This window comes from Kocuria sp. KKT182, from assembly GCF_055635395.1.
Window position 1 is genome coordinate 1,504,894 of record NZ_CM145757.1, and the last position, 26,874, is coordinate 1,531,767.

21 protein-coding genes are annotated in these 26,874 nt (G+C 75.1%); 11 read left to right on the forward strand and 10 right to left on the reverse strand.

Translation table 11 applies throughout. The features are described 5' to 3' along the window. Window positions 1-71: 71 nt before the first annotated feature. Entirely contained in the window at window positions 72-920 is an 849-nt protein-coding gene (locus tag ACZ2G1_RS06945) for a phosphatase PAP2 family protein (protein ID WP_017832457.1), read from the forward strand. Here ACZ2G1_RS06945 and ACZ2G1_RS06950 read toward each other — a convergent pair. Then, complete coding sequence (locus ACZ2G1_RS06950) at window positions 853-1,746, reverse strand: MBL fold metallo-hydrolase (protein WP_017832458.1); 894 nt, start codon at window positions 1,744-1,746, stop codon at window positions 853-855. The genes ACZ2G1_RS06945 and ACZ2G1_RS06950 overlap by 68 nt on opposite strands. Before the next feature lie 40 nt (window positions 1,747-1,786). Between ACZ2G1_RS06950 and gluQRS the strand changes: the two genes are divergently transcribed. Further along, complete coding sequence (gluQRS, locus tag ACZ2G1_RS06955) at window positions 1,787-2,788, forward strand: tRNA glutamyl-Q(34) synthetase GluQRS (RefSeq protein WP_470377604.1); 1,002 nt, start codon at window positions 1,787-1,789, stop codon at window positions 2,786-2,788. On the opposite strand, the gene aceB is transcribed toward gluQRS, so the two are convergent. Next, complete coding sequence (gene aceB, locus ACZ2G1_RS06960; protein WP_109268254.1) at window positions 2,710-4,383, reverse strand: malate synthase A; 1,674 nt, start codon at window positions 4,381-4,383, stop codon at window positions 2,710-2,712. The two genes, gluQRS and aceB, sit on opposite strands and share 79 nt — an antisense overlap. A 152-nt stretch (window positions 4,384-4,535) precedes the next feature. Continuing rightward, the gene (gene aceA, locus ACZ2G1_RS06965; protein WP_017832461.1) at window positions 4,536-5,819 is read right to left on the reverse strand and encodes an isocitrate lyase; all 1,284 of its coding nucleotides are present in this window, start codon (window positions 5,817-5,819) and stop codon (window positions 4,536-4,538) included. Between the two features lie 161 nt (window positions 5,820-5,980). On the opposite strand from aceA, the gene ACZ2G1_RS06970 reads away from it, so the two are divergent. Beyond that, a complete protein-coding gene (locus ACZ2G1_RS06970; RefSeq protein ID WP_017832462.1) occupies window positions 5,981-7,462 on the forward strand; it encodes a helix-turn-helix domain-containing protein in 1,482 nt (493 codons plus the stop codon). A gap of 173 nt (window positions 7,463-7,635) precedes the next feature. Then, on the forward strand, window positions 7,636-9,132 hold the full coding sequence (putP, locus tag ACZ2G1_RS06975; protein WP_017832463.1) for a sodium/proline symporter PutP: 1,497 nt from the start codon (window positions 7,636-7,638) through the stop codon (window positions 9,130-9,132). Window positions 9,133-9,155: 23 nt separating this feature from the next. Here putP and ACZ2G1_RS06980 read toward each other — a convergent pair whose 3' ends face one another. The 5 genes from ACZ2G1_RS06980 to ACZ2G1_RS07000 form a co-directional block, all read right to left on the reverse strand. Beyond that, the gene (locus ACZ2G1_RS06980) at window positions 9,156-10,124 is read right to left on the reverse strand and encodes an L-lactate dehydrogenase (protein ID WP_035924999.1); all 969 of its coding nucleotides are present in this window, start codon (window positions 10,122-10,124) and stop codon (window positions 9,156-9,158) included. Window positions 10,125-10,228: 104 nt separating this feature from the next. Next, entirely contained in the window at window positions 10,229-12,202 is a 1,974-nt protein-coding gene (locus ACZ2G1_RS06985; RefSeq protein ID WP_470377605.1) for a penicillin-binding transpeptidase domain-containing protein, read from the reverse strand. A 176-nt stretch (window positions 12,203-12,378) separates the two neighbouring features. After that, the gene (locus ACZ2G1_RS06990; RefSeq protein ID WP_017832466.1) at window positions 12,379-13,341 is read right to left on the reverse strand and encodes an HpcH/HpaI aldolase/citrate lyase family protein; all 963 of its coding nucleotides are present in this window, start codon (window positions 13,339-13,341) and stop codon (window positions 12,379-12,381) included. Between the two features lie 289 nt (window positions 13,342-13,630). After that, entirely contained in the window at window positions 13,631-16,207 is a 2,577-nt protein-coding gene (gene hrpB, locus ACZ2G1_RS06995; protein WP_284563445.1) for an ATP-dependent helicase HrpB, read from the reverse strand. 103 nt (window positions 16,208-16,310) lie between these two features. Further along, a complete protein-coding gene (locus ACZ2G1_RS07000; RefSeq protein ID WP_017832468.1) occupies window positions 16,311-17,120 on the reverse strand; it encodes an alpha/beta fold hydrolase in 810 nt (269 codons plus the stop codon). Between the two features lie 122 nt (window positions 17,121-17,242). On the opposite strand from ACZ2G1_RS07000, the gene dhaK reads away from it, so the two are divergent. The 6 genes from dhaK to ACZ2G1_RS07030 all read left to right on the forward strand — a co-directional run bounded on the left by dhaK (window position 17,243) and on the right by ACZ2G1_RS07030 (window position 24,680). Continuing rightward, complete coding sequence (dhaK, locus tag ACZ2G1_RS07005; RefSeq protein WP_470377606.1) at window positions 17,243-18,244, forward strand: dihydroxyacetone kinase subunit DhaK; 1,002 nt, start codon at window positions 17,243-17,245, stop codon at window positions 18,242-18,244. Next, a complete protein-coding gene (gene dhaL, locus ACZ2G1_RS07010; protein ID WP_017832470.1) occupies window positions 18,244-18,876 on the forward strand; it encodes a dihydroxyacetone kinase subunit DhaL in 633 nt (210 codons plus the stop codon). The genes dhaK and dhaL overlap by 1 nt, the downstream gene beginning before the upstream one ends. After that, complete coding sequence (ptsP, locus tag ACZ2G1_RS07015) at window positions 18,873-21,350, forward strand: phosphoenolpyruvate--protein phosphotransferase (protein WP_470377607.1); 2,478 nt, start codon at window positions 18,873-18,875, stop codon at window positions 21,348-21,350. The genes dhaL and ptsP overlap by 4 nt, the downstream gene beginning before the upstream one ends. 110 nt (window positions 21,351-21,460) lie before the next feature. After that, window positions 21,461-22,438, forward strand: coding sequence for a 1,4-dihydroxy-2-naphthoyl-CoA synthase (locus ACZ2G1_RS07020; protein WP_017832472.1), 978 nt, complete (start codon window positions 21,461-21,463; stop codon window positions 22,436-22,438). A 71-nt stretch (window positions 22,439-22,509) separates the two neighbouring features. Continuing rightward, entirely contained in the window at window positions 22,510-23,676 is a 1,167-nt protein-coding gene (locus ACZ2G1_RS07025; RefSeq protein ID WP_470377608.1) for an AMP-binding protein, read from the forward strand. Window positions 23,677-23,798: 122 nt separating this feature from the next. Further along, window positions 23,799-24,680 (forward strand): 1,4-dihydroxy-2-naphthoate polyprenyltransferase, encoded by an 882-nt coding sequence (locus ACZ2G1_RS07030; RefSeq protein WP_470377609.1) that lies wholly within the window; start codon window positions 23,799-23,801, stop codon window positions 24,678-24,680. 30 nt (window positions 24,681-24,710) lie between these two features. On the opposite strand, the gene ACZ2G1_RS07035 is transcribed toward ACZ2G1_RS07030, so the two are convergent. After that, window positions 24,711-24,998, reverse strand: coding sequence for a DUF4229 domain-containing protein (locus ACZ2G1_RS07035; RefSeq protein ID WP_017832475.1), 288 nt, complete (start codon window positions 24,996-24,998; stop codon window positions 24,711-24,713). 110 nt (window positions 24,999-25,108) lie between these two features. On the opposite strand from ACZ2G1_RS07035, the gene ACZ2G1_RS07040 reads away from it, so the two are divergent. Next, window positions 25,109-25,582 (forward strand): PLDc N-terminal domain-containing protein, encoded by a 474-nt coding sequence (locus ACZ2G1_RS07040; RefSeq protein ID WP_017832476.1) that lies wholly within the window; start codon window positions 25,109-25,111, stop codon window positions 25,580-25,582. Between the two features lie 202 nt (window positions 25,583-25,784). On the opposite strand, the gene ccsB is transcribed toward ACZ2G1_RS07040, so the two are convergent. Further along, window positions 25,785-26,864: a c-type cytochrome biogenesis protein CcsB gene (ccsB, locus tag ACZ2G1_RS07045; protein WP_035925013.1), complete on the reverse strand. Its 1,080-nt coding sequence runs from the start codon at window positions 26,862-26,864 to the stop codon at window positions 25,785-25,787. Between the last annotated feature and the right edge of the window lie 10 nt (window positions 26,865-26,874).

Sequence of the window (26,874 nt, forward strand, 5' to 3'; positions counted from 1 at the left end):
GCGCCCCGACGATCCGCACCACCGCGGCCGTGCCCGCGCCCCGACGATCCGCACCACCGCCCAGGAGCTCGATGACCACGACCGCCCGCCGCCCCGCCCCCACCGTCCTGCAGATCCTGGGCCACCTGCTCGGCGCCGCCGCCCTGTGGGCGTCGGCCGCGCTGGTCGGGGTCGTGGCCCTCACCACCGCGACCGGGCAGTGGCTCGACGAACTGGCCCTGCGCCAGGCGAGCGGCGCCTTCCCCGACCTCTCCGACCGCGCCGCCCAGCTGCTCGACTCGGTCCCGTGGGTGGTGGGCGCCGTCTCCGCCCTGTGCCTCGCGGTCCTGGCCGTGCGCTCCCGGCGCCTCGCCCCGGCGGTGGTCGGGGCGGCGGTGGTCGTGCTCTCCAACCTCACGGTCCAGCTGCTCAAGCGGGTGCTGCTGGAGAAGCCGGACCTGGGGATCCAGGAGGCCGCCGTCAACTCCTTCCCGTCCGGGCACACGGCCGCCGCGGCCGCCGCCGTGGCGGTGGTGCTGCTCGCGGCCCCCGCCTCCTCCCGGCCGGTGGTCGGGCTGCTGGGGGCGGCCGCCACGACCGCGACCGGGGTGGCCACGCTGCTGAACGGCTGGCACCGGCCCTCGGACGTGGTGGCGTCCCTGCTGGTCGTGGCGGGCTGGGCGGCCCTGGGCGGGCTCGTGCTGCGCCTGACCGGGCCCGTGGAACGCCCCGTGCCCGGCGGGGGCCTGACCGCCCTGCTGGCCGTCTCCGGCGCGGGGGCCCTGCTGGTCGGCCTGCTGCCGCTGTGGGCGGCCCTGCGCGTGCCGGGCGGGGGCTGGGCTGCGGTCGCGGCGTGCGCGGCGATCCTCGGGGTCAGTCTCCTGGCGGCAGCGGCGCTGACAGCGCTGCAAGCTCCTCGGTCGCGGCGTCCTCGGCCCTGATCCGCTCGAGCCGGTCCAGGAGGATCCGCGCCGCCCCCGGGTTGTAGGGCAGGCGGAACATCGAGGCCGTCACGGGCCGCATGCCGTCCGGCTGCGCCGCGGCGGCCTCGCTCGCGTCCACCCGCTCGATCGCGGTGCGCATGAGCCGGGCCTGCTGGAGCACGAAGCCGCGCTCCACCGGGTTGCCGTGGCCGGGGACGAAGACCTGGTACCGGTCGAGGGCGGCCAGGCTCTCGAGGGCCGTGGCCCAGCCCCGCGGGTAGGAGTCGTCGAAGCTGGGGTCGGCGCCCTGCTCCACGAGGTCCCCGGTGAACACGACGTCGTCGACGCCCACGCAGAGGTCGTTGTCGGTGTGGCCCGGGCCGAAGGAGAAGAGCACCGCCGCCCGCTCCCCCAGGTCCACCCGGGTCAGGGCGGGGCGCCGGCCCGTGCCCGGCAGGTGCCGGTTGGGCACGACGAGACGGGTGTCCGGCCCCTCGGCGGCGGCCATCTCGGGCTCGTGGGTGCCCACGAAGGAGCGCTGGAAGTCGCCGTGCGCTTGGATCGCCGCCGCGCAGCCGCGGTGCGCCCAGAAGTCCTCGGCCCCGGCGCGCTGGAACACGGCGTTGCCCAGGAAGTGGTCGTAGTGGGCGTGGGTGTTCACCACCGTCAGCGGCAGGCCCGTGAGCGAGCGGACGGCCTCGAGGATCTCGCGGGCCTGGCGCGGGCCCGCGCCCGTGTCGATCACGAGGGCGCGACGGGACCCGAGCACGACCCCGGAGTTCAGCCTCCAGTTGTCCGTGCTCACGGCGAAGACGCCGTCGCGGATTTCGTTGATGCGCGCCACCCGACCAGGGTACCGACCGCCGCTGGCTATCCTGGCAACCATGACCGCTCCGTCCTCGGGCCGTGCGGCCGGAGGCGCCGGCCGCTATGCTCCGTCCCCCTCGGGGGACCTCCACCTCGGCAACCTCCGCACGGCGCTGCTCGCGTGGGCCCTCGCGCGCTCCACGGGCCGGGGCTTCGTCCTGCGCGTCGAGGACATCGACCGGGTGCGGCCGGGGGCGGCCGAGCGGCAGCTCGCGGACCTCGCCCGGCTGGGCCTCGACTGGGACGGCCCGCCCCTGCTGCAGTCCTCGCGGGAGGCCGAGCACCGGGCCGTGGTGGAGCGTCTCACCGCGGCGGGGCACACCTACGAGTGCTACTGCACGCGCCGGGAGGTGCAGGCGGCCGCGAGCGCGCCGCACGGGGCCCCGGGCGCCTATCCGGGCACGTGCCGGGACCTCGGCGACGCCGAGCGGGCGCGGCGCCGCCGGGAGCGGCCCCCGGCGGTGCGGCTGCGCGCGGACGTGCGCTCCCGCACGGTCGTGGACCGCTGGGCCGGGGCGTTCACGGGGCTCGTCGACGACTTCGTGCTGCTGCGCAACGACGGCCGCCCCGCCTACAACCTCGCGGTGGTCCTCGACGACGCCCACCAGGGCGTGGACCAGGTGGTCCGGGGCGACGACCTGCTGCCCTCGACCCCCCGGCAGGCGTACCTGGCCTCGATGCTCGGTCTGGACGAGCCGGAGTGGGTGCACGTGCCGCTCGTGCTCAACGCGCACGGGCAGCGCCTCGCCAAGCGGGACGGCGCCGTGACCCTCGCCGAGCTCGCCGCGGGGGGTCACGGCGCCGAGGAGGTGCTGGGCTGGATGGCCGCGTCGCTGGGCCTCCCCGGACCGGTCCGGTCGGCGCAGGACGTCCTCGCCGTGTTCGACGAGGACGTCCTGCCCCGGGCGCCCTGGGTCGTGGACCCGGCCCGGTGGGCCGCTCAGGCGCGCGAGGACGCGGAGGTGCCGGCCTCCTCCGGGGCGTGCGGGTCCTCGGGCTCGGCCAGGAACCGCTCGTAGGCGGGGGTGGTCAGGAACGCGGGGTAGTCGTCGCCCAGGGCCACCTCCTCGAAGATGGCGCGGGCGTCGTCGAAGCGGTCGCCCTCGGCGCGCTCGATCTTCGCGAACTCCTCCTCCAGCAGCTCCTGCACCCAGTCCCGGGTGATCTCCTCGCCCTCGTCCGTGATGGCGCGGGTGTTCACCCACTGCCAGATCTGGGAGCGGGAGATCTCCGCGGTCGCGGCGTCCTCCATCAGGTTGTGGATGCCCACGGCGCCGTTGCCGCGCAGCCACGCCTCGATGTAGCGGATGCCCACCTCCACGTTGTTGCGGATCCCCACCTCGGTGATCCTCCCCTCGGCCGAGGCGATGTCGATGAGCGCCTTGTCGTCGGGCACCACGTCCTCGCGGAGCCGGTCCAGCTGGTTCGGGCGGTCGCCGAGCACCGCGTCGAAGACCTCGCGGCACACGGGGACCAGGTCGGGGTGGGCCACCCAGGATCCGTCGAACCCGTCCTCGGCCTCGCGGGTCTTGTCGGCCTGCACCTTCTCGATCGCGGTGCGGTTGACCTCCTCGTCCCGGCGGGAGGGGATGAACGCGGCCATCCCGCCGATGGCCATCGCCCCGCGGCGGTGGCAGGCCCGCACGAGCTGCTCGGTGTAGGCCCGCATGAACGGCTGCGTCATGGTCACCGCGTTGCGGTCCGGGAGGATGAAGCGGGGCCCGCGGGTCCGGAAGTTCTTGATGATGGAGAAGATGTAGTCCCAGCGGCCGGCGTTGAGCCCCGCGGCGTGCTCCCCGAGCTCGTGGAGGATCTCCTCCATCTCGAAGGCCGCGGTGATCGTCTCGATCAGCACGGTGGCGCGGATGGTGCCGCGGTCCGTCCCCAGCATGGACTCCGCCCGGCTGAAGATGTCGTGCCACAGCCGCGCCTCCTGGTGGGACTCGGTCTTGGGCAGGTAGAAGTAGGGGCCCAGGCCGAGCTTCTTGAGCCGGCGCGCGTTGTGGAAGAAGTACAGGCCGAAGTCCACGATGGCGCCCGCGATGGGCTCGTCCCGCACGGACAGGTGCCTCTCCTCGAAGTGCCACCCGCGGGGCCGCACCACGATGGTCGGGTTGGCCCGGGCGTCCCTGTTCTTCAGCGCGTACTTCTTGCCGTCCGGGTTGGTGAACTCGATGGTCCCCTCGAGCGCGTCGATGAGGTTGAGCTGGTTGGTGACCACGTTCGTCCAGTGCGGGGTGTTGGCGTCCTCCATGTCCGCGAGCCACACCTTCGCCCCGGAGTTGAGGGCGTTGATGGTCATCTTCCGCTCGGTGGGACCGGTGATCTCCACGCGGCGGTCCTCGAGCCCGGGCGGGGGCGGGGGCACGCGCCAGGAGTCGTCCTCGCGGATCCTCCGCGTCTCGGGCAGGAACGTGGGGTCGGTGCCGCGGGCGATCGCCTTGCGCCGCTCCTCGCGGGCGGCCAGCAGCTCGCGCCGGCGGGGCTCGAACTCGCGGTGCAGCGCCGCGAGGAAGCCGAGCGCGTCGGGGGTGAGCACACTGTTCTGCCGGGGCACGTGGTGACCGGTGAGGGTCACGCCGTTGATCGTCACGGGGTTGCTGGTCATGGTCATCATGGCTGGGTCCTCGCCTGAAGAGTGTCCTGGGGAGTTCGGGTGGGGCGGCCCCGAAGGGCGCCGGAGCGGGTCGTCGTCGGATGCGGCGCGGCCGGGGACCCTGTCGGGCCCCCGGCCGGTCACGGCCGTTCGGCTCAGGGCCGTTCGGCTCAGAACTGGGCGGTCTCGGTGGACCCGGCCAGCGCCGTGGTGGAGGACTGCGGGTTGAGGACGGTGGAGACCAGGTCGAAGTAGCCGGTGCCGACCTCGCGCTGGTGGCGGGTGGCGGTGTAGCCGCGCTCCTCGGCCGCGAACTCCCGCTCCTGCAGCTCCACGTAGGCCGTCATCTGGTTGCGGGCGTAGCCGTGGGCGAGGTCGAACATCGAGTAGTTCAGGGCGTGGAAGCCGGCCAGGGTGATGAACTGGAACTTGAAGCCCATCGCGCCCAGCTCGCGCTGGAACTTGGCGATCGTGGCGTCGTCCAGGTGCTTCTTCCAGTTGAAGGACGGCGAGCAGTTGTAGGCGAGCATCTGGTCGGGGTGCTCCGCGTGGATGCCGTCGGCGAACTTCTTGGCCAGCTCGAGGTCCGGGGTGCCCGTCTCCATCCACAGCAGGTCGGCATACGGGGCGTACGCGTTGCCGCGGGCGATGCAGGCTTCGAGGCCGTTGCGGACCTTGTAGTAGCCCTCCGCGGTGCGCTCGCCGGTGACGAACGGCTTGTCGCGGTCGTCCACGTCCGAGGTGATCAGGGTGGCCGCCTCCGCGTCGGTGCGGGCGATGATCAGCGAGGGGACGTCGGCGACGTCGGCCGCGAGCCGGGCCGCGCTCAGGGTGCGGACGTGCTGCTGGGTGGGGATGAGCACCTTGCCGCCCAGGTGGCCGCACTTCTTCTCGGAGGCCAGCTGGTCCTCCCAGTGCACGCCGGCCGCGCCGGCGGCGATCATGGACTTCATGAGCTCGTAGGCGTTGAGCGGGCCGCCGAAGCCGGCCTCGGCGTCGGCCACGATCGGGACCAGCCAGTCCTCGACCGTGCTCGTGCCCTCGGAGTGCTCGATCTGGTCGGCGCGCATCAGTGCGTTGTTGATCCGCCGCACGACCGCCGGGACGGAGTTCGCGGGGTAGATCGACTGGTCGGGGTAGGTCTGGCCCGCGAGGTTCGCGTCGCCGGCGACCTGCCAGCCGGAGAGGTAGATGGCCTTGAGACCGGCCTTGACCTGCTGGACCGCCTGGTTGCCGGTCAGGGCGCCCAGGGAGTTCACGAAGTCCTCGGTGTGCAGCTTCTCCCACAGCTGCTCCGCGCCGCGGCGGGCCAGGGTCATCTCCTCCTGCACCGTGCCGCGCAGGCGGACGACCTCCTCCGCCGTGTAGTCGCGGGTGATCTGCGCCCAGCGGGGATCGGCGTCCCACTCCTGGCGGATCTCGTCGGCGGTCTTGGGGGCGTTGGGGTAGGACATGTCGGCTCCTCGTTGAGTGGTCCGAGAACGGGTGCTTCGGCTTCGGGGTCACCGGGAAGTTCACTCCTCCGTGGTGACACATCCCACTTTGCCCCAGTTCAACCCGGATCAACCCCACATTTCTCGTCGAACTTTCGCCGTTTTTCGTCTATCGTGAAGAAATGACGACCAGCGCGTGGGGCACCGAGGAACCGACGACGGCGGAGCCGGCCGGCAGCACCGACCTGATCGGTCTCGGCCGGCGCATCCGCTCGCTGCGCAAGGACCGCGGCATGACGCTCGCGGAGCTCGCCGACCGGGCGGGCACCGCCACCTCGCAGCTGTCCGTGATCGAGAACGGGCGCCGCGAGCCCCGGCTCAGCCTGCTGCGGCGCCTCGCCGAGGTCCTGGGCACGAGCGTGGACGCCCTGCTCGGGGCCGAGCCCGGCACCCGGCGGGAGGCGCTCGAGATCCAGCTCGAGCGCGCCCAGCGCTCCCCGTTCTACGAGCAGCTGGGGCTGCCGACCGTCCGGGTCAGCTCCGCGCTGTCCACCGAGGTGCTCGAGGCGCTCGTGGCCCTGCAGGAGCGGCTGGCCGAGGCCCTCGAGAAGAACTCGGCCACCCCGGAGGAGGCCCGCCGGGCCAACGTGCAGCTGCGCCGGCTCATGCGGGCGCAGGACAACTACTTCCCGGACCTGGAGCAGGCCGCCAAGGAGCTGCTGACCCTGGGCGGCTACTCCTCGGGCCCCGTGTCCAACTCCGTGATCTCCGAGATGGTGGGCAGGCTCGGCTACAGCATCCACCACGTCACCGACCTCCCGCACTCGACCCGCTCGGTGACCGACCTGCTCAACCGGCGGATCTACCTGGTGCAGAGCCCCCGGGCGGACCACGACCCCCGCGCGGTGCTGCTCCAGGCCGTGGGGCACCAGGTGCTGGGCCACGAGCCGCCCAAGGACTACGCCGAGTTCCTCGCCCAGCGCGTGCAGACCAACTACTTCGCCGCCGCGGTGATGCTTCCGGAGGACAAGACCGTCCCGTTCCTGCTCGAGGCGAAGAAGGACCGGGACCTCTTCCTGGAGGACCTCAAGGACCGCTTCGCCGTCTCCCACGAGACGGCGGGCCACCGCTTCACGAACCTGGCCACCCGGCACCTGGGGATCCGCACCCACTTCCACAAGGTGCACTCGTCCGGGGTGATCCACAAGGCCTACGAGAACAACGGGCTGGCGTTCCCGACGGACCACACCGGGGCGATCGAGGGCCAGATCTCCTGCCGCAAGTGGTCCGGGCGCACCGTCTTCGACCAGCCCAACCAGTTCACGGCGTTCGCCCAGTACACGGACACCCCCTCCGGCACGTACTGGTGCTCCACGCGCACGGAGCTCTCGAGCCAGGGCGCGTTCTCCATCGGCGTGGGCGTCGCGTTCACCGACGCCCGCTGGTTCCGCGGCCGCGACACCCCGCACCGCACGGTGTCGACCTGCCCGGACCCCTCGTGCTGCCGGCGCCCGCCCGAGGAGCTCAGCCGGGTGTGGGCGGGCCACGCCTGGCCCAACACCCGGGCCCACTCGCACGTGCTCGCCGCCCTCCCGGAGGGGGCCTTCCCCGGCGTCGACGAGCGGGAGGTCTACGAGTTCCTGCAGGCGCACGACGACGCCTGAGCCGGCCCCGCGGGCCGCCGGCGCGGTCTCCCCGCACCCCCGGGACCGCCTCCCTATACCCGTAGTGGCTGGCCACTGCCCGGGAGCGGGCGTAAAGTTCTGTGGGACCTCTGCTCCACCCACCCCCCTGGACGCTGCGCTCCACCGGGCCGGCTCCGGGCGGAAAGGACACCATGCCCCAAGAGATAGCCCAGACGATCGCGATCGTCATCTACTTCGCCGCCATGATCGGGATCGGCCTCTACGCCAACAGCAGGACGAAGAACCTCGACGACTACATGCTCGGCGGGCGCAACCTCAAGCCCGGGACCGCCGCCCTCAGCGCCGGTGCCTCCGACATGTCCGGCTGGCTGCTGCTCGGTCTGCCCGGCGCGGTGTTCCTCTCCGGTCTGGTCGAGGCGTGGATCGCCGTCGGCCTGATCGTCGGCGCGTGGGTCAACTGGAAGTTCATCGCGCCCCGGCTGCGCTCCTACACCGAGGTCTCGCACAACTCGATCACGATCCCGTCCTTCCTGGACAACCGGCTCAAGGGCGGCAGCCGGCTGCTGCGCATCGTCTCCGGGCTCATCATCCTGGTGTTCTTCACGTTCTACGTCTCCTCCGGCATGGTGGCCGGCGGGCTGTTCTTCCAGTCGTCCTTCGGCTCGACGTACCACGCCGGGCTGCTCCTCGTCGTCGGCGTCACCATCGCCTACACGCTCTTCGGCGGCTTCCTCGGTGCGACCTACACGGACGTGGCCCAGGGCCTCCTGATGTTCGCGGCCCTGCTCCTCGTCCCCGTCGTGGGCGTGATCAACGTGGGCGGCTTCGGCCAGATGGCGGAGAACATCCGCGCCGTCCAGCCCGACGCCCTCTCCATGGTGTCCGGGGCCACGGCCATCGGCGTCATCTCGGCCCTGGCGTGGGGCCTCGGCTACTTCGGCCAGCCGCACATCATCGTCCGCTTCATGGCCATGCGCTCCCCCGCCGACGCCAAGACCGGCCGCCGGATCGGCCTGACCTGGATGGTGCTCAGCGTCATCGGGGCGATCGCCACCGCCCTGGTCGGCGTCGCCTACTACGGTAACCGCCCGGACGAGAGCCCGACCGACCCGGAGTCCGTGTTCCTGGACCTCGCGCAGGTCTTCTTCCACCCCGTGATCGCCGGCTTCGTGCTGGCGGCCGTGCTCGCGGCGATCATGTCCACGGTCTCCTCCCAGCTCATCGTCTCCTCCTCCGCCCTGGTGGAGGACCTGTACAAGCTGACGGTCAAGGAGTCCCCCTCCGAGCGCAAGCAGGTGTGGATGGGCCGCGCGGGCGTGGCCCTCGTCGCCCTCGTCGCCACGTTCCTGGCCTGGGAGCAGAACAACACGATCCTCGGCCTCGTGGCGTTCGCGTGGGCCGGCTTCGGCGCCTCGTTCGGCCCGATCGTGATCCTGTCCCTGTTCTGGCGCAAGCTCACGAACCTGGGCGCGATCACCGGAATGCTCCTGGGCGCGGTCACCGTGTTCGCGTGGACCGTGACCCCGTGGGCCGACCTCTACGAGATCATCCCCGGCTTCCTCGTGAGCCTCGTCTCCGCCGTGCTGGTCTCGAAGGCCACCTATCGGCGCGACGAGGAGATCGAGCGCGAGTTCGACGACGCCGTGCGCCTCGCCCACGCGGCGGAGGACGAGATGGCCGCCCGCTGACCTCTCGCACCGCTCCGCCGGGGTCAGTACCCGATCGAGGCCAGGGTGGCCCGGATCGCCTCGGCGGAGCGGTGCAGCATGGCCAGCTCCTGCTCGTCCATGGGCACGGCCAGCCGCTCGACGACGCCCCGCCGCGCGACGATCGACGGCACGGACAGGGCGACCCCGCTGATCCCCCGGTAGTCGTCGAGGACCGTGGAGACGGGCAGCACGGCGTGCTCGTCCCGCAGCACGGCCTCCGCCACGCGCGCCCCGGCCAGGCCGATCGCGTAGTTGGTGGCGCCCTTGCCCTGGATCACCGTGTACGCCGCGTTGATCGTCCGGTGCGTGATCTCGTCCAGCCGCTCGTCGGTGAAGGGCCGCCGCCCCTCGACGGTCCAGTCCCGCAGCGGGATCTGCCCGATGTTCGCGTTCGACCACAGGGGGAACTCGGTGTCCCCGTGCTCGCCGACGATCGTGGCGTGCACGCTCGTGGTGGACACCCCGCCCTCCTCGGCCAGCAGCCACCGCAGCCGGGACGTGTCCAGCACGGTCCCGGAGGACATCACCCGCTCCGTGGGCAGGCCGGTGAGCTTCTGCGCGATGACCGTGAGCACGTCGCACGGATTGGTCACCAGCACGTACACGGCCTCGGGCGCCTGCTCCACCAGCCGCGGCATCAGCTGCTCGAGGATCGCGGCGTTGGCGCCCGCCAGCTCCATCCGGGTCTGGCCGGGCCGCTGCTTGGCCCCGGCGGTCACGAAGACGACGTCCGAGCCCGCCAGCACGGCGACGTCGTCGGAGCCGGTCACCCGGGAGCTGGGGGTGAACATGGCCCCGTGGGCGAGGTCCAGGCCCTCGGCGCGGACCCGGTCCCCGGCGAGGTCGTAGAGGGCCACCTCCTGGGCGACGCCCTTGATGAGGACCGCGTAGGCCAGGGACGAGCCGACGGAGCCGGCGCCGACCACGCCGATCTTGGTTCTCGCGGGAGTGGTGGGCACGGTCTCGGGCACGGGGAACTCCTCGGTGGTCCGGTGGTCCGCGGCTGCGGACGGTGTGCTCCCATCCTGGGCCAGCGGCGCGGGCCGCGGAAGGGCCCGGGCCACCGTGTCGCGGCTCAGCCGGCGGTGGACGCGGAGGCCGCGGCCAGGAAGTCCCGCATGATGGGTCCGCCGGTGACCGAGCCCAGGCCGCCGTCCTCCACGAAGACCGCCACGGCGAGGTCCTCGTGCTCGGCGATCACCCACGAGTGGGTCCGGGGCGGGTCCTCGTCGCCGAACTCGGCCGTGCCGGTCTTGCCGATCGCGGTGTCCGGCTCGAGCCCCTGCAGCACGCCCAGGTGCCCGGACGAGACGACGGCCCGCATCCTGGTGCGCAGCTGCTCCGCCTCCTCGGCGGTCAGGGGCTCCTCCGGTCCGGGCCGGGTCGCGGCGTCCTCGTCGAGCAGTCCCTCGGTGCTGACCAGCCGGGGGGTGACGAGCTCTCCGGCGGCGACCGAGGCGGTGAGCCCGGCCATGCTCAGCGGGGACACGAGCGTGCGGCCCTGCCCGAACATCGCGGCGGCGTGCTGGGCCGGCGGCTCCTCCCGCGGGACCTCACCCCAGAACGCGGGCACGGACAGCTCCGCGGGCACCCCGATCCCGAGCGCGGCCGCGGCCTCGGCCAGCTCTGCCTGGTCGATACGGTCGTGCTGGTCCACGAAGGTGGTGTTGCAGGAGTGGGCGAGCGCCTCGGTGAGGGTGATCGAGCCGGTGAACTCGGCCGGATAGGACTCGACGTTGTCGACCCGCACGCCCGCGGCGGTCGTGGACGGCGGGCACTGCACGACCGTCCCGGGGGTGTCGCCCTGCCGGAGCATCCCGAGGGCCGTGACCACCTTGAAGGTGGAGCCGGGCGCGTACCGGCCCAGCAGCGCGGTGGAGTAGCCCTCGGAGCCCGGCCCGTTGGCCGAGGCGACGAGCTCGCCCGTGGAGGGCCGGACGGCCACGACCGCCGAGGGGGACTCGATCCCGGCCAGCAGCTCACCGGCGGTGGCCTGGAGCCCGCGGTCCAGGGTCACCGCGACCGGCTCGCCGGCCTGCGCCGGGACCTCGAACAGCGGCTCGCCGGCCGCGGACTCGTCCCCGATCTCCTCGACGACGACGCCGGGCGTGCCGCGCAACCGGTCGTCGAAGCGCTCCTGCACTCCCCCGCGGCCGATCGCCGTCCCGGGGGCGAGCTCCCCGCCGGAGTCCGCCACGTCCTCGGCCGTCGCCTCGGCCACCCCGCCCAGCAGGTCGGCGGCGAAGCCGCGGGAGGGCGCCAGCGGCAGCTCGTCCTCGACCACGAGCAGGCCCGGGACCGCCTCCATCTCCGCCGCGTCCAGCTCCCGGAAGTCCTCCAGCCGCAGCGGGACGGCCTCGACGAACGCCTCGGGCCCGGCCTGTCCGACGGCCTCGGCGTAGGCGTCGGCGTCGATGTCCACGGCCTCGGCGAGCCGGCGGGCCGCCTCCTCGGGGTCCGCCCCGTCGAGCTGCGACCGGTCGATGCCCACCCGCCGGATCGGGCGCTCCGTCACCAGCGTCTCGCCGTCCGCCCCGAGGATGTCCCCGCGGTCCGCGGCCACCGTCCGGGCGCGCAGGGCCTCCCCCTCCGCCAGGCCCGGGTGCACCACGGCCGGGGACCACTCGGCGGACCAGTCCCCGGACCCGGTCCGGACCAGCGGGAGGACCGAGTCGTACGCCCAGTCCTGCGCCACGCCCGGGAGGTCCCACGACCAGGACAGGGTGGCCTCGCGGCGGTCCTCCTGCCCGGTGTCCTCGACCGCGGAGACCTCGACGGCCGGGGCGGCCTCCCCGAGCGGCGCGGTGATCCGCTCGTACTGCTGCTGGGCGGAGGGACCCTCGACGTCGCCGAAGGACAGCTCCTGGACGCTGCCCGCGCCCAGGGCCGCGGCGACCCGGTCGGCGGTCTCCCGCCCGCCGTCGGGGGCGAGCGCCGAGCAGCCGGTGGCGAGGAGGGCCGCGGAGAGGGCGACCGGGAGGGCCGCCCTCGGCCGCCGGGGGCGGGGCCGGGACGCCGGGGGCTGCGGGGCGGGGCGGGGAGTCTGCACGGTGTCGAATCTAGTCCGTCCCGCCCCGGACGGGACAGGCCGGGGCGGAGGGATCCGGACACGGAAGAACCGGTGGGCGCCGTGTCTGCACGGCACCCACCGGTCCGTCGGACGCGCGGGGAGGGGGTGCGCTCCCGCGCGGGGGCGGGGCCGGGTGCCGGCCCCTCACCACCGGATCAGCAGTGGTACGTGTCGGTCGGCGCCTCGAAGTGGACGTCGTAGCCCTCGGGGATGCTCAGGCCGAAGGCGCCGGCCAGGCCCAGGATCTTCTTGGCGCGGGCGAGGCGCGGCAGGTCGGAGCCGTTGCGGATCTCCCCGCCGTCGGCGTCGAACTCCTGGAGGAACTCGGTGGCCCAGGACAGCTCGGACAGGGACGGGCTCAGGCCCTCGTTGACCGTGGCGGTCTGCTCCGGCATCAGGCACAGCTTGCCCGTCATGCCGAACTCCAGGGTCACGGACGTGGCCTCGGCCAGCTTCGGCCCGAGCGCGCCGACGGCGGGCCCGTCGATGGGGCCGGGCAGGTTGGCCGCCCGGGAGGCGATCGTGAACTGCGAGCGCGTGTAGGCCAGCGTCATGGGGTTCTCCCCGAAGCCCGTGTCGCGCCGGAAGTCGCCCAGGCCGAAGCCGAGGCGGTACGTGGAGCGGGCGCCGGCGATGGCCTGCAGGTGCTGCACGCCGCGGGCCGTCTCGACGAGCGCCACGATCCGCGTGTCCTTGAGCAGCTCCGCGGTGCGGGTGACGTGCTCCGGGGACTCGACCATGGCCAGCATGACGCCGTCCAGGCCGCGGACGCCGGCAAGGGCCCGGAGGTCCTCCTCCCACCACTGGGTGCCGAAGCCGTTGACCCGCACCCACGCGTGGTGCTGCTCGCCGTGCTCGTCCCGGGCGTCCAGCCAGCTGATGACGTTGCGGCGGGCGCGCTCCTTGTCCTTGGGCGCCACGGAGTCCTCGATGTCCAGGACGACGACGTCGGCCGCGCTCGCCCGGGCCGCCGCGAACCGCTCGGCCTGGGCGCCGTTGACGAGCAGCCAGGAGCGGGCGAGCTCCGGGCCGACCGCGGGAGCGGCGACCTGGGGAACCAGCGGCAGGGACGAGGTGGTCGGGGTCGTCGGCGTGGTCTCGATCGAGGTGGCAGTCATGAGGGCGTACCCGTTCTCCGTGAGGTGCAGCGAGCTGCGGTGTGACAGATGTGCCGGGGCACCCGTGCTGGGAGGGCAGGTGCTGCCCGGCGGAACCGTGACCGGTGCCGGGCCCGCGGGAACGATCGCGTCGCGGGGGTCCGGCCGGTGCGTGCCCCGGACCGGGGATCGCGAGGTGGGCGAGCCGGTCCGTGCGCGCTGGATCAACGCGCTCGGCAGGTGCGGTGACTCCACCGTAACCCAGATCACACCGGGACGCCACCCGCCGTGCCCGGGCACGGGTCCGGGCTCAGGAGCGGCGCGCGGTGCGGGCGGTCGCGGGCGCGGTCCAGGGGTCCTCGGGCCAGGGGTGCCGGGGGTAGCGGCCGCGCATCTCGGCGCGCACCTGGGCGTAGGGGCCGGACCAGAAGGAGGCGAGGTCGTCGGTCACGGCCAGCGGCCGCCCCGCCGGGGAGAGCAGGTGGAAGAGGACCGGGACCCGGCCGCCGGCCACGGCCGGGGACGCCGCCCACCCGAAGCACTCCTGGAGCTTGACGCTGACCACGGGCCGGCCGGCGGGGTCGTCGGCGGCCGGGTAGTCGATCCGGGCCCGGGAGCCGCTGGCCACGGTCAGCCGCTCGGGCGCGAGCTCGTCGAGGCGGGCGGCCTCCGGCCACGGGAGCAGCCGCCGCAGGGGCGGGGCGAGGTCGACCCGGCGGCCGGCGGCGAGGGCGTCGAGCTCAGGGGCGAGCCACTCGTCGAGCCGGTCGAGCAGGGCGGCGTCGGACACGTCGGGCCACGGGTCCCCGAGCCGGTGGTGGAGCAGCGCGAGCCGGCGCCTCAGCCGGTCGGCGCCGTCCGACCAGCCGAGCAGGCCGAGGCCCTGCTCGGCCAGGGCGGCGCGCACCGCCTCGCGGGCCGCCGCCGGGGTGGGCCGCACCGGGGTCGAGGACAGCTCGATCGCCCCGAGGGCCCGGACCCGGCGGGCGCTCGCCCGCCCGTCCTCGAAGCGGGTGCGGACCTCGTCGGTGAGCAGGTGCTCGGCGCAGCGCTCGGCGAGGGGCCGGTCGAGCGCCGCCGCGGCGCGCACGACCGCCCCGGTCCCGGCGGCGGCCTGGCCGGACGCCCGGGTGACGTCCGCGACGGCGAGCCACTCGTGGCCCGCCAGGCCGCTCCCCGGGGCCAGTCCCGCACGGGTCCCGGAGGCGAGCAGGTAGGTGTCCCCCACCTTCCGGGCGACCCGCTCCGGCAGGGCCAGCGCCACGACGGCACCGGTCACGGAATCGGCCGGGACGTCCCCGGCCGCCGGCGGCGCGGGCGCTGCGGAGAACGCGGGGTCCGTGGCGATCCGCTCCAGCCGGCGGGCCTCGTCGGCCCAGCGGCGGGCCTCCGGGGCCCGCCCGGCGCGCAGCTCGGCGAGCAGGCGGGTCAGGTCCCCGCCGGGCGGACGGTGGTCGTCCGAGACCATCGCGACGACCTCGGCCGCCGGCCGGGCGCCCACCGCGTGGGCGCCGTCCAGCAGGCCGCGGGCCAGGCGCGGGTCCACGGGCACCGCCGCGAGCAGCCGGCCGGTGGCGGTGGCCCGGCCGTCCTCGTCGAGCGCGCCGAGCCCGTGCAGCACGGTGACGGCGTCGGCCAGGGCCGGCGCGGGCAGGGGGTCCGGCAGGGGCAGGCCCCGTCCGCCGGGGGCGCCCCAGCAGGCGAGCAGCAGCGCGGCGCCCGTGAGGTCGGCGGCCGCGAGCTCGGGGGTGAGGTGGCGGGGCATCGCGGCCCAGGTCCGCTCGTCGTAGCAGCGCACGACCTCCCCGGGCCCGAGCCGGGCGGCACGGCCCGCCCGCTGCTCGGCCGAGGCCCGGGAGGCCGCCACCGTGACCAGGCCCGTCATGCCGCGGCCGGCGTCCCGCCGGGGCTCGCGGGAGAGCCCGGAGTCGACCACGAGGCGCACGCCCGGCACCGTCAGGGAGGACTCGGCCAGGGACGTGGAGACGACCACGCGGGGCGGGTCCCCGGGCCGGCGTCCCGAGGTCGCCCGGTCCTGCTCGGCGGCCCCGACCCGGCCGTGCAGCTCGAGCACCTCGGTCCCGCGGCAGGTCTCCCGCAGCCGCCGGGCGACCTGGTCGACCTCCCACGCCCCGGGGACGAACACGAGCGCGTCCGCGGCGCCGTCCCGGGCCAGGGCCCGCGCGTGGGCGTCGGCCGCGGTCCGGGCGACGTGGTCGAGGAACGGGCGGGTGACCCCGCGCTCGTCGGTGCGCCGCCCGGGGGCCGGGGCCCACCGGACCGTGAGCGGGTGGAGGGCGGCCGGGCAGTCGACCACGGGGGCCGGGGCGCCCTCGCCCAGCAGCCCGGCGAAGCGCGGGGCGTCGAGGGTCGCGGACATCGCGACGAGCACCAGGTCCTCGCGCAGCTGCCGGACCTCGGCCAGCATGCCGACGAGCAGGTCGGACTCGAGACCGCGCTCGTGGACCTCGTCGAGGACCACGGCGCCCACCCCGGGCAGCCCGGGGTCCTGCAGCAGCCGGCGCAGGAGCACGCCGGGCGTGACGAACTCGACGAGGGTGCCGGCCCCGGTGCGCCGGTCGCCGCGCACCGTGTGGCCCACGAGCTCGCCCACCCGGGTCCCGGTCAGGTGCGCCAGGCGCCGGGCCGCCGCGCGGGCGGCGACCCGGCGGGGCTGGGTGACGACCACCCGGCCGGGCCCGGGACCCGTGGCGCGCTCGTGCAGCAGGTCGGCGACCAGCGGGGGCACCAGGGTGGTCTTGCCGGTGCCGGGCGGGGCCTGCACCACGGCGACGCCGCCGGCGAGGGCCGCGCGGAGCTCGCCGAGCACCCCGGCGACCGGCAGGCCGGCGCCGATCCGGGCGAGGTCGAAGGGGACGGGGCTCATCGCCCCAGTCTCCCACCGCCGCGGGGGCCGGCCGCGGCGGACGGCGGCCGCCGCACCCGGCGCGCACCGTCCGGGGCGGCCGCGCCCCGGGCGGGGAGGGCGGTCAGGGCCCGGTGCGGGCCAGGAACCCGCGCAGCACCGCGGCGAACTTCTCCGGCTCCTGCGAGTGGACCCAGTGGCCGGCCTCGCGGATCGTCACCCGGTGCGCCCGGGGGAACAGCCGGCGCATGACCGGCGCGTGCTCGTCGCGGACGTAGTCCGAGCGCCCGCCGGCGACCCAGAGCACCGGCCCCTCGTAGACGGCGTCCCCGGTGTCCGGGAAGCCGCCGATGGTGTCCAGGCTCGACCGCAGCAGCTCGAGGTTCGGCTCCCAGGAGAGGCCCTCCGGGCCCCTGCGCAGGTTCTGCAGCAGGAAGCTCCGGGTGGTGTCCCACGGGATGGGCCCCCGGAGGGCCTCGTCCGCGTCCGAGCGGCGCTCGACGGCCGTGAGGTCCACGGCCGCGAGGCTGTCCAGCAGGTGGGCGAACTCGCCCTCGCCGCCCCCGGCCCGGGCGGGGGCGATGTCCACCACGACGAGCCGGGAGACGAGCTCCGGGTGCCGCAGCGCCAGCACCATCGCCACCTTGCCGCCGAGGGAGTGCCCGACGACGGCGACCGGCCCCGCCGCGGCGAAGTCGTCGCGCAGGGTCTCGGCCACGGAGTCCGCCATCTGCTCGTAGTCCACCCGGTCCGTCCACGCGGACCCGCCGTGGTTGGGCAGGTCCACGAGCAGGCTCCGGAAGTCCGGCTGGAGGTCCTTGGCGATCCGGGTGAAGTTCTTGCCCCGGCCGAACAGACCGTGCAGGAAGACGACGCGGTCGCCGTCGTCCCCGACAGCGGTGGTGTGCAGGGTGCTCGTCCGGATCTCAGCCATCCTCCGAGCTTAGGGTCTCGGCCGCCGGGGGACGGCGCTCTCGTCGCGCGCCGAGGACTCAATGCCCCACAGTCGTCCGGAGCTGTTGTCACGACCACCGGCGGAGTGGTCGGATGGGGCACATGAAGAAGCTCATCAACGACCCGGCCGACGTCGTCCGGGAGGCCCTGCTCGGCATGCAGGCGGCGCACGGGGACCGCCTGCGCGTCGACCACTCCAACCGCGTCGTCTTCCGCGCCGACGCGCCCCGGCGCGGCAAGGTGGGCCTGGTGTCCGGCGGCGGCTCCGGACACGAGCCGATGCACGGCGGGTTCGTGGGCCCGGGGATGCTGGACGCGGCCTGCGCCGGCGAGGTGTTCACCTCCCCGGTGCCGGACCAGATGCTCGCCGCGACCCTCGGCGTCGACGGCGGCGCCGGCGTCCTGCACATCGTGAAGAACTACACCGGCGACGTCATGAACTTCGAGATGGCCGCCGAGCTCGCCGCCGAGAACGGTGTCGAGGTGGTCTCGGTCGTCACCGACGACGACGTCGCCGTGCAGGACAGCCTGTACACCGCCGGACGTCGCGGCGTGGGGGTCACCGTGCTGCTGGAGAAGATCGCCGGTGCGGCCGCCGAGGAGGGCCGTCCGCTCGCCGAGGTCGCCGACATCGCGCGGCGGGTCGACGAGCAGGGGCGCAGCATGGGCATGGCGCTCACCTCGTGCACGGTCCCGGCCGCGGGCAGACCGACGTTCGAGCTCGGCGAGAACGAGATCGAGGTCGGCATCGGCATCCACGGCGAGCCCGGACGCGAACGGCGGCCGATCGCTCCCGCGCGGGAGGTCGCGGCCATGCTCGTCGAGCCGGTCCTGGCCGACCTGCCCGCGGCCGACGGCGCCCCGGTGATCGTGTTCCTCAACGGCATGGGCGGCACGCCGCTGATCGAGCTGTACATCATGTACTCCGAGGTGCAGCAGCTGCTGCAGAAGGCCGGCATCCCGGTCGCCCGCAGCCTGGTCGGCAACTACATCACCTCGCTGGACATGGCCGGCTGCTCCGTGACCCTGCTGCGCGCGGACGACGAGGTCGTCCGCCTGTGGGACGCGCCGGTCAACACCCCCGGCCTGCGCTGGGGCACGTGATGCCGGAGGTCACCGCCGAGGGTCTCGACCGCTGGCTGCGGAGGTTCGCGGAGGTCGTCCACGACCACGCCGCCGAGCTCACGGAGCTCGACTCCGCCATCGGCGACGCCGACCACGGGAGCAACATGGACCGTGGCATGCGGGCGGTCGTCGGCGCGCTGGACGCGGGCGGTGCCGGGGACGCCGGCGCGATGCTGAAGAAGGCCGGCATGACCCTGGTCAGCACCGTCGGCGGGGCCAGCGGCCCGCTGTACGGCACGTTCTTCCTGCGGGTCGGCGGCGGGCTGGCCGATGGGCGGGCCGTCGACGCCGCCGCGCTGGGCGGGGCGCTGCGGGCCGGCCTGGAGGGCGTGGTCGCCCGGGGCAAGGCCCAGCAGGGCGACAAGACGATGGTGGACGCCCTGGTCCCGGCACTCGACGCGTACGACGCGGCGGTGGCCGGGGGCGCCGGCATCGCCGACGCGCTGTCCGCCGCGGCCGACGCAGCGGAGGCGGGCTGCGCCGCGACGATCCCGCTCGTGGCCCGCAAGGGCCGGGCCAGCTACCTGGGCCAGCGCAGCGCCGGGCACCAGGACCCGGGCGCCACCAGCACGGCGCTGCTGCTGCGGTCCGCGGCCGACAGTCTGCCGTGATCGGCATCGTCGTCGTCTCGCACAGCCGCGCGCTGGCCGAAGCGGCCGTCGAGCTGGCCTGCGAGATGGTCGCGGAGCGCCCGCCGATCGCCGTGGCGGCGGGTGCCGGCGCCGGGTTCGGCACGGACGCCGTCGCGGTCGCCGACGCCATCACCGCCGTCGACTCACCGGACGGCGTGCTGGTGCTCCTCGACCTCGGCAGCGCCGTGCTCGGCGCGGAGATGGCGCGGGAGCTCGTGCCGCCCGACGTCGCCGAGCGGGTGCGCCTGTCGCCCGCTCCGCTCGTCGAGGGGCTGGTCGCCGCCGTGGTGACGGCCGCGACCGGCGCGCCGCTGGACGCGGTGCTCGAGGAGGCCGGCCGCGGACTGGCCGCCAAGCTGGATCACCTGGGGGAGGCGGCGGACCCGTCGGCGGCGGGCACGACGGCGCCGCCCGCGGCACCCGAGGTCGTCGCCGAGCTGCCCGTGGACACCCCGCACGGCCTGCACGCGCGCCCGGCCGCCCGGCTGGTCGGGCTCGTGCGGGCCGCCGACGCGGCCGCCGTGGTCACGAACCTGCGCACGGGCCGCGGTCCGGTCGACGCCCGCAGCCTCTCCGGGCTCGTGACGCTCGCCGTCCGGCAGGGCGACCGGCTGCGCTTCGAGGCGTCCGGACCCGGCGCCGAGTCGTTGACCGAGGCGGTGCGGGCGCTGGCCGCGGACTCCTGGGGCGACCGGCCCGCCGACCAGGCGCCCCCGGCGGCCCCCGGGTCGGCCGGTCCGACGGTCGTGCCCGTGCCGCCCGCCGCCGGACCGGGCGGCGACGTCGCCCTCGGCCCGGCGGTGGTGCGGGGCGGCGCGATCGACCTCTCCGGCTACCGGCCGGGCGGGCCTGCCGAGGAGCAGCGGCGCTCGGACGCGGCCGTCGCCCGCGCACTCGCCGAGCTGGCCGCACTGCGCCGTTCCGCCACCGGGGGCCCCGGCCCGGTGGGCGCCGTCCTCGAGGCCCACGAGGCCCTGCTCGTCGACCCCGGCCTGATCGAGGCGGTCTCCGCCGGCATCGCCGCCGGCGCGCCCGCGCCCACGGCGTGGGAGGACCGGCTCTCCGCGCTGGGCGGAGAGCTCGAGGCGACGGACGACCCCTACCTGCGGGCGCGCGCCGAGGACGTCCGCAGCGTGCGGCAGCGGGTGCTCGCCGCACTGGCCGGAGCCGGCGCGCCCGAGGACGCCGTCCCGGCCGAGGGTCCGCCCGCGGTCCTCGTCGTGCGGGAGCTCGACGCCGCGACGGCGGCGACGCTGGACCCGCACCGGGTCGCGGGCGTGGTCACGCTGGCGGGCGGGGACACCGGCCACGGCGTCCTCGTCGCCCGCTCGCGCGGCATCCCGGTGTACCACGACGCCGGGCCGGCCGCGGCCGCTGTGGCACCCGGCACCGTCGTCGGCTTCGACGCGCGGGCCCGGCGGTTCGTCGTCGACCCCGACGAGAGCACCCGGCGCTCCCTCCGCGAGCTGTCGGCCGCCCGGGCCGTCGAGGCCGAGCGCGTCCTGGCCACCGCCCGCGAACCGGGCGCGACGGCGGACGGCCACCCGGTGCCGGTGCTCGCCAACGTCACGACGCCCGCCGACGCCGGCCGGGCCGTCGCGTTCGGCGCGCAGGGGTGCGGGCTGCTGCGCACCGAGGTCCTGTTCGGCCACCTGGACGACGTCCCGTCGGTCGAGGCGCAGGCGGCCGCGTTCGCCGGGATCGCCGAGGCTTTCGCCGGGCGGCCGGTGACCGTCCGCACCTGGGACGTCGGCGGCGACAAGCCGCTGTCCTTCCTGCCGGCGCCCGACGAGGCGAACCCGTTCCTCGGCGAGCGCGGGCTCCGGCTCATGCGGCGGGCACCGGAGGTGCTCCGCGACCAGCTGACCGCGATCTGTCTGGTGGCCCGGGACCACCCGGTGCACGTCATGTTCCCCATGGTCAGCACCGCCGAGGAGGTGGCGTGGGCGCTGGAGCGGCTCGACGAGGCCTCCTCGGCGATCGGCGGCCGCCCGGCGGGCATGAGGGTCGGCGTCATGATCGAGGTCCCGGCCGCGGCCCTGGCCGTCCGCCGCGTGGCGCAGGGGCTCGACTTCGTGAGCATCGGCACCAACGACCTCGCGCAGTACACGATGGCCGCCGAGCGGGGCAACACCGCGGTCTCGGCGCTGGCGGACGCCCGGCAGCCCGCCGTGCTCGACCTGGTGTCCCGGGTGTGCGCCGAGGTGCCCGAGGGCACGCACGTCGCGGTGTGCGGCGACCTCGCCGGTGACCCGGCCGCGGCGGTGGTGCTCGCCGGGCTGGGCGTCGAGGAGCTCAGCGTGGTGCCCACCCGGGTGGCCCTCGTCAAGGCGCGCCTGCGGGACGTGACGCTGGCCGGTGCGCAGGACCTCGCGCGGCGGGCCCTGGCGTGCGGGTCCGCCGCGGAGGTGCGGGCGCTGCTGGCGGGCGCCGCTGGCGCGATCCCGGCCTGACGGCCGGTGGCTGTCGTGGGGCGTTCTCCTCCCGCCCTCCACCGCACCGTTGCTGACGGTCCGGGGGGCGGTCTCGAGGCCGGCGGAGAAGTCCCCGTAGACTCGGACCCGTGACCGACGCGACCCCGACCCCCGCCAGCAACCACCTCCCCGAGCAGGTCTCGGAGCTCTTCGACCCCGTGCAGTGGCGGACGGTCGAGGGCTTCCAGGACCTGCAGGACCTCACCTACCACCGCGGTGTGGAGCGGGACGCGGACGGCGCGGTGCTCCGGGACCTGCCGTGGGTGCGGATCGCCTTCGACCGCCCGGAGGTGCGCAACGCCTTCCGGCCGGGCACCGTCGACGAGCTCTACCGCGCGCTCGACCACGCGCGGATGAGCTCGGACGTGGGCGCCGTGGTCCTCACCGGCAACGGGCCCTCCGCCAAGGACGGCGGCTGGGCGTTCTGCTCCGGCGGGGACCAGCGCATCCGCGGCCGCGACGGCTACCGCTATGCCGGGGGCGAGACCGCCGAGAGCATCGACCCGGCCCGCGCCGGGCGGCTGCACATCCTCGAGGTGCAGCGCCTGATCCGCACCATGCCCAAGGTGGTCATCGCCGCCGTCCCCGGGTGGGCCGCGGGCGGCGGGCACTCCCTGCACGTGGTCTGCGACCTCACGATCGCGTCCCGGGAGCACGGGCGGTTCAAGCAGACGGACGCCACCGTCGGCTCCTTCGACGCCGGCTACGGCTCCGCGCTGCTCGCCCGGCAGGTGGGGCAGAAGGCGGCCCGCGAGATCTTCTTCCTCGCCCGGGAGTACGACGCGCAGCGGATGCTCGAGATGGGCGCGGTCAACGAGGTCGTCCCGCACGCGGAGCTGGAGGACGCGGCGATCGCCGCCGCCCGGGACGTGGCGGCCCAGTCCCCGCAGGCGATCCGGATGCTGAAGTTCGCCTTCAACCTGCCCGACGACGGGATGGTGGGCCAGCAGGTCTTCGCCGGCGAGGCGACCCGCATGGCGTACATGACCGACGAGGCCGTCGAGGGCCGGGACGCGTTCCTGGGCAAGCGCGACCCGGACTGGTCCGGCTTCCCCTACTACTTCTGATCCGGCTGCCGCCGGTGCACGACCCGTCCCCGGGTCGGGAGCCGACCGGCGGCGCGAGGAGGAGACCCGCGATGGCCGAACTGATCGTCCCCGGCGACGCCGTGGTCCTCGACGGGCCCGTGCCCGGCGACCCCCTGCGGCTGCTGTCCCCGCTGACCCGCGCGCTGGGCCGGGAGGGCCCCGCCGTCGTCGTGCGGACCTCCGGCTCCACGGGCCGGGCCAAGCGCACGGTCCTCACCCGGGACGCGCTCGCGGCGTCCTCGATGGCCACCGCGGTGCGCACCGGCGGGGTGGCCCAGTGGCTGCTCGCGCTGCCCGTCCACTACGTGGCCGGGCTCCAGGTGCTCGTGCGCTCCCTCTACGCCGGGACGGACCCCGTGGTCCTCGACCCCGCGGCCCGCTTCACCCCCGAGGCCTTCGCGGCGGCGGCCGAGGAGCTGGAGGACCCCGTGCGCTTCACCTCGCTCGTGCCCACCCAGCTGCAGCGGATCCTGGAACCGGCCTCCGGGGTGCGCAACGGGGACGCGGTCTCCGCGCTGAAGAGCTTCTCCGCGGTCCTGCTCGGCGGCTCGGCCGCTCCCCCGCGGCTGCTGGCGGCCGCCCGGGCCGCCGACGTCCGGGTGGTCGTCACCTACGGGATGTCGGAGACGTGCGGGGGCTGCGTCTACGACGGCGTGCCCCTGGACGGCGTCTCCGTGCACGTGGGGACGGAGGGGGCCGAGGACGACGTCCCGCGAACCGGGGTCACCGGCGGGTCCGGGCCGGGCCGGATCTGGCTCGGCGGGGACGTCGTCGCCGCCGGCTACGCCGGGGACCCGGAGCAGACCGCACGGCACTTCCGGGAGGCCGCCGGGACCCGCTGGTACCGCACGGACGATCTCGGCGAGATCTCCGCCGACGGCGTGCTCACGGTGCACGGGCGGGTCGACGACGTGGTGAACACCGGCGGGGTCAAGGTCGCCGCGGGGCTCGTGAGCGCCGCGCTCACGGAGCACCCGGGGGTGCGCCAGGCCCTGGTGCTCGGCGTGCCCGACCCCGAGTGGGGGCAGGCGGTCGGGGCGGCGGTCGTCGCGGTCCCCGGCGCGGACCGCCGGCGGCTGCGCGCCGAGCTCGAGGAGTCGGTGCGCGCCCGGCACGGCGCCGCCGCGGTGCCCCGGCGCTGGGCCTGGCCGGACGAGCTGCCCCTGCTGCCCACCGGGAAGCCGGACCGCGCCGCCGTGGGCCGTCTGCTGGGCTGAGCCCCCGCCCGAGCCGGGTCCGGGGCCGGGCCGTGACACAATGGTTCGCGGCCACGGACCCCCACCGCGGCCCGCATCCCGCACCCCGCACCCGCGCGGGTCGTTCCCGACGGAGGTAGCCCGTGGCCACGCCAGCACAGTGGATCGAGGGGGCCCGGCTCCGGACGCTGCCGATGGCCCTCGCCCCCGTGGTGGCCGGCTCCGCCGCGGCCCAGGCCCTGCACTCGTTCGACCCCGTCCGCGCGCTGCTCGCGCTGCTGGTCGCCCTCCTCCTGCAGATCGGCGTGAACTACGCCAACGACTACTCCGACGGCATCCGGGGCACCGACGACGACCGCGTGGGCCCCCTGCGCCTCACGGGTTCCGGGGCCGCCGCGCCGGGGCAGGTGCGGGCGGCGGCGCTGCTGTGCTTCGGCCTCGCCGCGCTCGCCGGCGCGGCCCTGGTGGTGCTGAGCCGTCAGTGGTGGTTCATCCCCGTGGGCCTCTCGGCCGTGCTCGCCGCGTGGGGGTACACCGGCGGGCGCAGCCCGTACGGGTACCGCGGGCTCGGGGACGTGTTCGTGTTCGTGTACTTCGGGCTCGTGGCCGTGCTCGGCACCACGCTCACCCAGGCGGGCACCCTCAACCTCGAGGCCTTCGTCGCGGCCCTGTCCACCGGTCTGATCGCCACCGCCCTGCTGATGGCCAACAACATCCGGGACCTGCCCGGGGACCGGGAGGTCGGCAAGCGGACCCTGGCCGTGCGGCTGGGCGACCCGCTGGCGCGGGTGGTGTTCACCGCGGAGATCGCCGTGGCGTTCGCGCTCGTGCTGTTCCTGGTGCCCGACAACCCGTGGATGCTGCTCGTGCTGCTGCTCCTGCCCCTGGCGTGGGCGCCCGTGGCCACGGTGCTGCGGGGGCAGGACCGGCGCCAGCTCATCCCCGTGCTCCGGCAGTGCGGGGTGCTCAACGTGGGCTGGGCCGTGCTCTTCCTGCTGGCGGTGCTGCTGCGGCAGTGGTGGTGAGCACCCGGTGAGGAGGCGACGGCGGGCGGCTCAGACCTCGCGGCCGTCCTCGCGCAGCCGCCGGTCCACGTAGGCGTCCTCGACCTCCTGGTCCTCGAGCGCCACCCGGTTGCGGGGCTTCGGCGCCCGCGCGAACCACCGGTGGAACTCCTCCCCCGCGGCGCTGTGCAGGCGCGGGAAGAACAGGTAGGAGACCGCGAAGGAGATGACCACCGCGGCGACCCCGGACAGGACCAGCCCCACGCCCAGCCACATGCTGAGCAGGAAGGCCAGCACGAGCAGCGCGAACCGGAGCAGGGAGTACTTCAGGAAATTCACGCGCCCAGTCTAGCCGGAGCTCCTGACAGGTTCCCCGGGCCGGCGGAGCGGCGGACAGGGCCTCCGGAGCGCTGAGCTGGCGTCCAGGCAACTCCCCTACGATTGTCGGCATGGGCAGAGCCATCCTCATCATCGGCGCGGCCGCTTTGGCGGTGGGCGTGATCGTCTACTCCCTCATCGAGTGCGCCCGGACCGACAGCACCGACATGCGCGGTCTCCGCAAGGGAGGCTGGATCGCGGTGATCCTCCTCCTCCCCCTCCTCGGCGCCCTCCTGTGGCTGTTCCTCGGGCGGCCCAAGGGCACCGCGGAGTCCTCGCGTCCCGCGCGCGGCAGGGGGCCCGACGACGACCCCCAGTTCCTGCGCAACCTCGAGGAGCGCCGCCGGCAGCAGGAGAAGGCCGAGAAGCTCCGGCAGTGGGAGGAGGAGCTGCGACGCAACGGCGGACCGGGAGCGTCCGGCGGCACCGGGCCGGACGGGGCTCCCGGCGAGCGCCCCGACGACGGGCCCTCCGGCGGCTCGTCCGCCGGCCGCAGCGACGGGCCGACGGACGGCTCCCCCGGCAGCCGGCCCCCGCGCGGCTGATCCGCCCGGCAGGACCGCACGGCAGGACCACCCGGCAGGGCCCCACGGCAGGACCGCTCAGAGCGGGACCACGCGCCGGAGCCGCCCCGCCGCGGACCCGACCGGGCCGGACGCCCCGGCCACGACCGCCCCGACCACGACGAACGGCCCGCACCTGCCGGTGCGGGCCGTTCCGGTGTCGTCGCCCGGCGGGGCGGCCGGGTCAGACCCCGGAGTAGGAGTGCAGGCCGGGGAAGACGGTGTTGACCACGGTGAAGTTGAAGATCACGCAGAGGTAGCCGACGATCGACAGCCAGGCCGACCGGTTGCCGGTCCAGCCCCGGGTGGCGCGGGCGTGCATGTAGGCGGCGTAGACCACCCAGATCACGAAGGTCCAGACCTCCTTGGTGTCCCAGCCCCAGTAGCGGCCCCAGGCCTGCTCCGCCCAGATGGCGCCGGCGGCGAGGGTGAAGGTCCAGAACGCGAACCCGACCGCGTTGAGCCGGAAGGACAGGTTCTCGAGCGCCTGGGAGGACGGGACCATCGCCAGGAACCCCGCGCCGGGCCGCTCGCCGGACAGGATGATCTGCTCCCGCCGGGCCTGCAGCAGCTGCAGGACGGCCATGGCGAACGTGATGGTGAAGATCCCGGAGGCGGCCACGGCGATGGACACGTGGATCACCAGCCACCAGGACTGCAGGGCGGGCTGCAGCGGTCCCACCGGGGTGGGGAAGCCGATGGTGGCCGCGCAGAGCATGATCACCACGAGCCCGGAGACCAGGGAGCCCACGAAGCGCAGGTCCCGGGCCAGCAGGGCCAGCAGGAACACGCCCGCGACGACCAGGGCGCCCGTGGTGCAGAACTCGTACATGTTGCCCCACGGCACCCGCCCGGCCGCGAAGGCCCGGCTGAGCACGGCGGCGGCGTGCACGGCGAAGCCCAGGACCATGACGGCCACGGCCACGCGGGCGGCGGGCCGGCGCTCGCCGGTGTAGCGCATCTCCTCGTCCGCCACGTGGCCGGACAGGGCGGAGCGCGCGCTCGTGCGGTAGCCGCGCCCGCGGTGGCCCGCGCCGTGGCCGGCCCGGGAGTCCGCGGGCTCGGCGGCGTCCCCCGAGGTCGCCGCGGAGGCTCCCGCGGCGGCGCCCACGAGCTCGCGCTCGCCGCTGCCCTCGGCCCCGCGCAGGGTCTTGGAGTGGGACGCCACGTCCCACGCGAAGGCCACGAAGGCGACCAGGTAGGTCATGGCCGCCAGGAGCATGAAGAGCTCGCTCCAGGCGCCCAGTGTCTCGTTGACGGTCATGCCGCCCATC

Coding starts and splice junctions, on each gene's coding strand:
- ACZ2G1_RS06990 (WP_017832466.1), bottom strand. CDS start 13,341: ATGACTGCCACCTCGATCGAGACCACGCCGACGACCCCGACCACCTCG.
- dhaL (WP_017832470.1), top strand. CDS start 18,244: ATGCCGGAGGTCACCGCCGAGGGTCTCGACCGCTGGCTGCGGAGGTTC.
- ACZ2G1_RS06945 (WP_017832457.1), top strand. CDS start 72: ATGACCACGACCGCCCGCCGCCCCGCCCCCACCGTCCTGCAGATCCTG.
- aceB (WP_109268254.1), bottom strand. CDS start 4,383: ATGACCATGACCAGCAACCCCGTGACGATCAACGGCGTGACCCTCACC.
- dhaK (WP_470377606.1), top strand. CDS start 17,243: ATGAAGAAGCTCATCAACGACCCGGCCGACGTCGTCCGGGAGGCCCTG.
- ACZ2G1_RS07000 (WP_017832468.1), bottom strand. CDS start 17,120: ATGGCTGAGATCCGGACGAGCACCCTGCACACCACCGCTGTCGGGGAC.
- gluQRS (WP_470377604.1), top strand. CDS start 1,787: ATGACCGCTCCGTCCTCGGGCCGTGCGGCCGGAGGCGCCGGCCGCTAT.
- ACZ2G1_RS06970 (WP_017832462.1), top strand. CDS start 5,981: ATGACGACCAGCGCGTGGGGCACCGAGGAACCGACGACGGCGGAGCCG.
- hrpB (WP_284563445.1), bottom strand. CDS start 16,207: ATGAGCCCCGTCCCCTTCGACCTCGCCCGGATCGGCGCCGGCCTGCCG.
- ACZ2G1_RS07025 (WP_470377608.1), top strand. CDS start 22,510: ATGGCCGAACTGATCGTCCCCGGCGACGCCGTGGTCCTCGACGGGCCC.
- ccsB (WP_035925013.1), bottom strand. CDS start 26,864: ATGACCGTCAACGAGACACTGGGCGCCTGGAGCGAGCTCTTCATGCTC.
- putP (WP_017832463.1), top strand. CDS start 7,636: ATGCCCCAAGAGATAGCCCAGACGATCGCGATCGTCATCTACTTCGCC.
- aceA (WP_017832461.1), bottom strand. CDS start 5,819: ATGTCCTACCCCAACGCCCCCAAGACCGCCGACGAGATCCGCCAGGAG.
- ACZ2G1_RS07040 (WP_017832476.1), top strand. CDS start 25,109: ATGGGCAGAGCCATCCTCATCATCGGCGCGGCCGCTTTGGCGGTGGGC.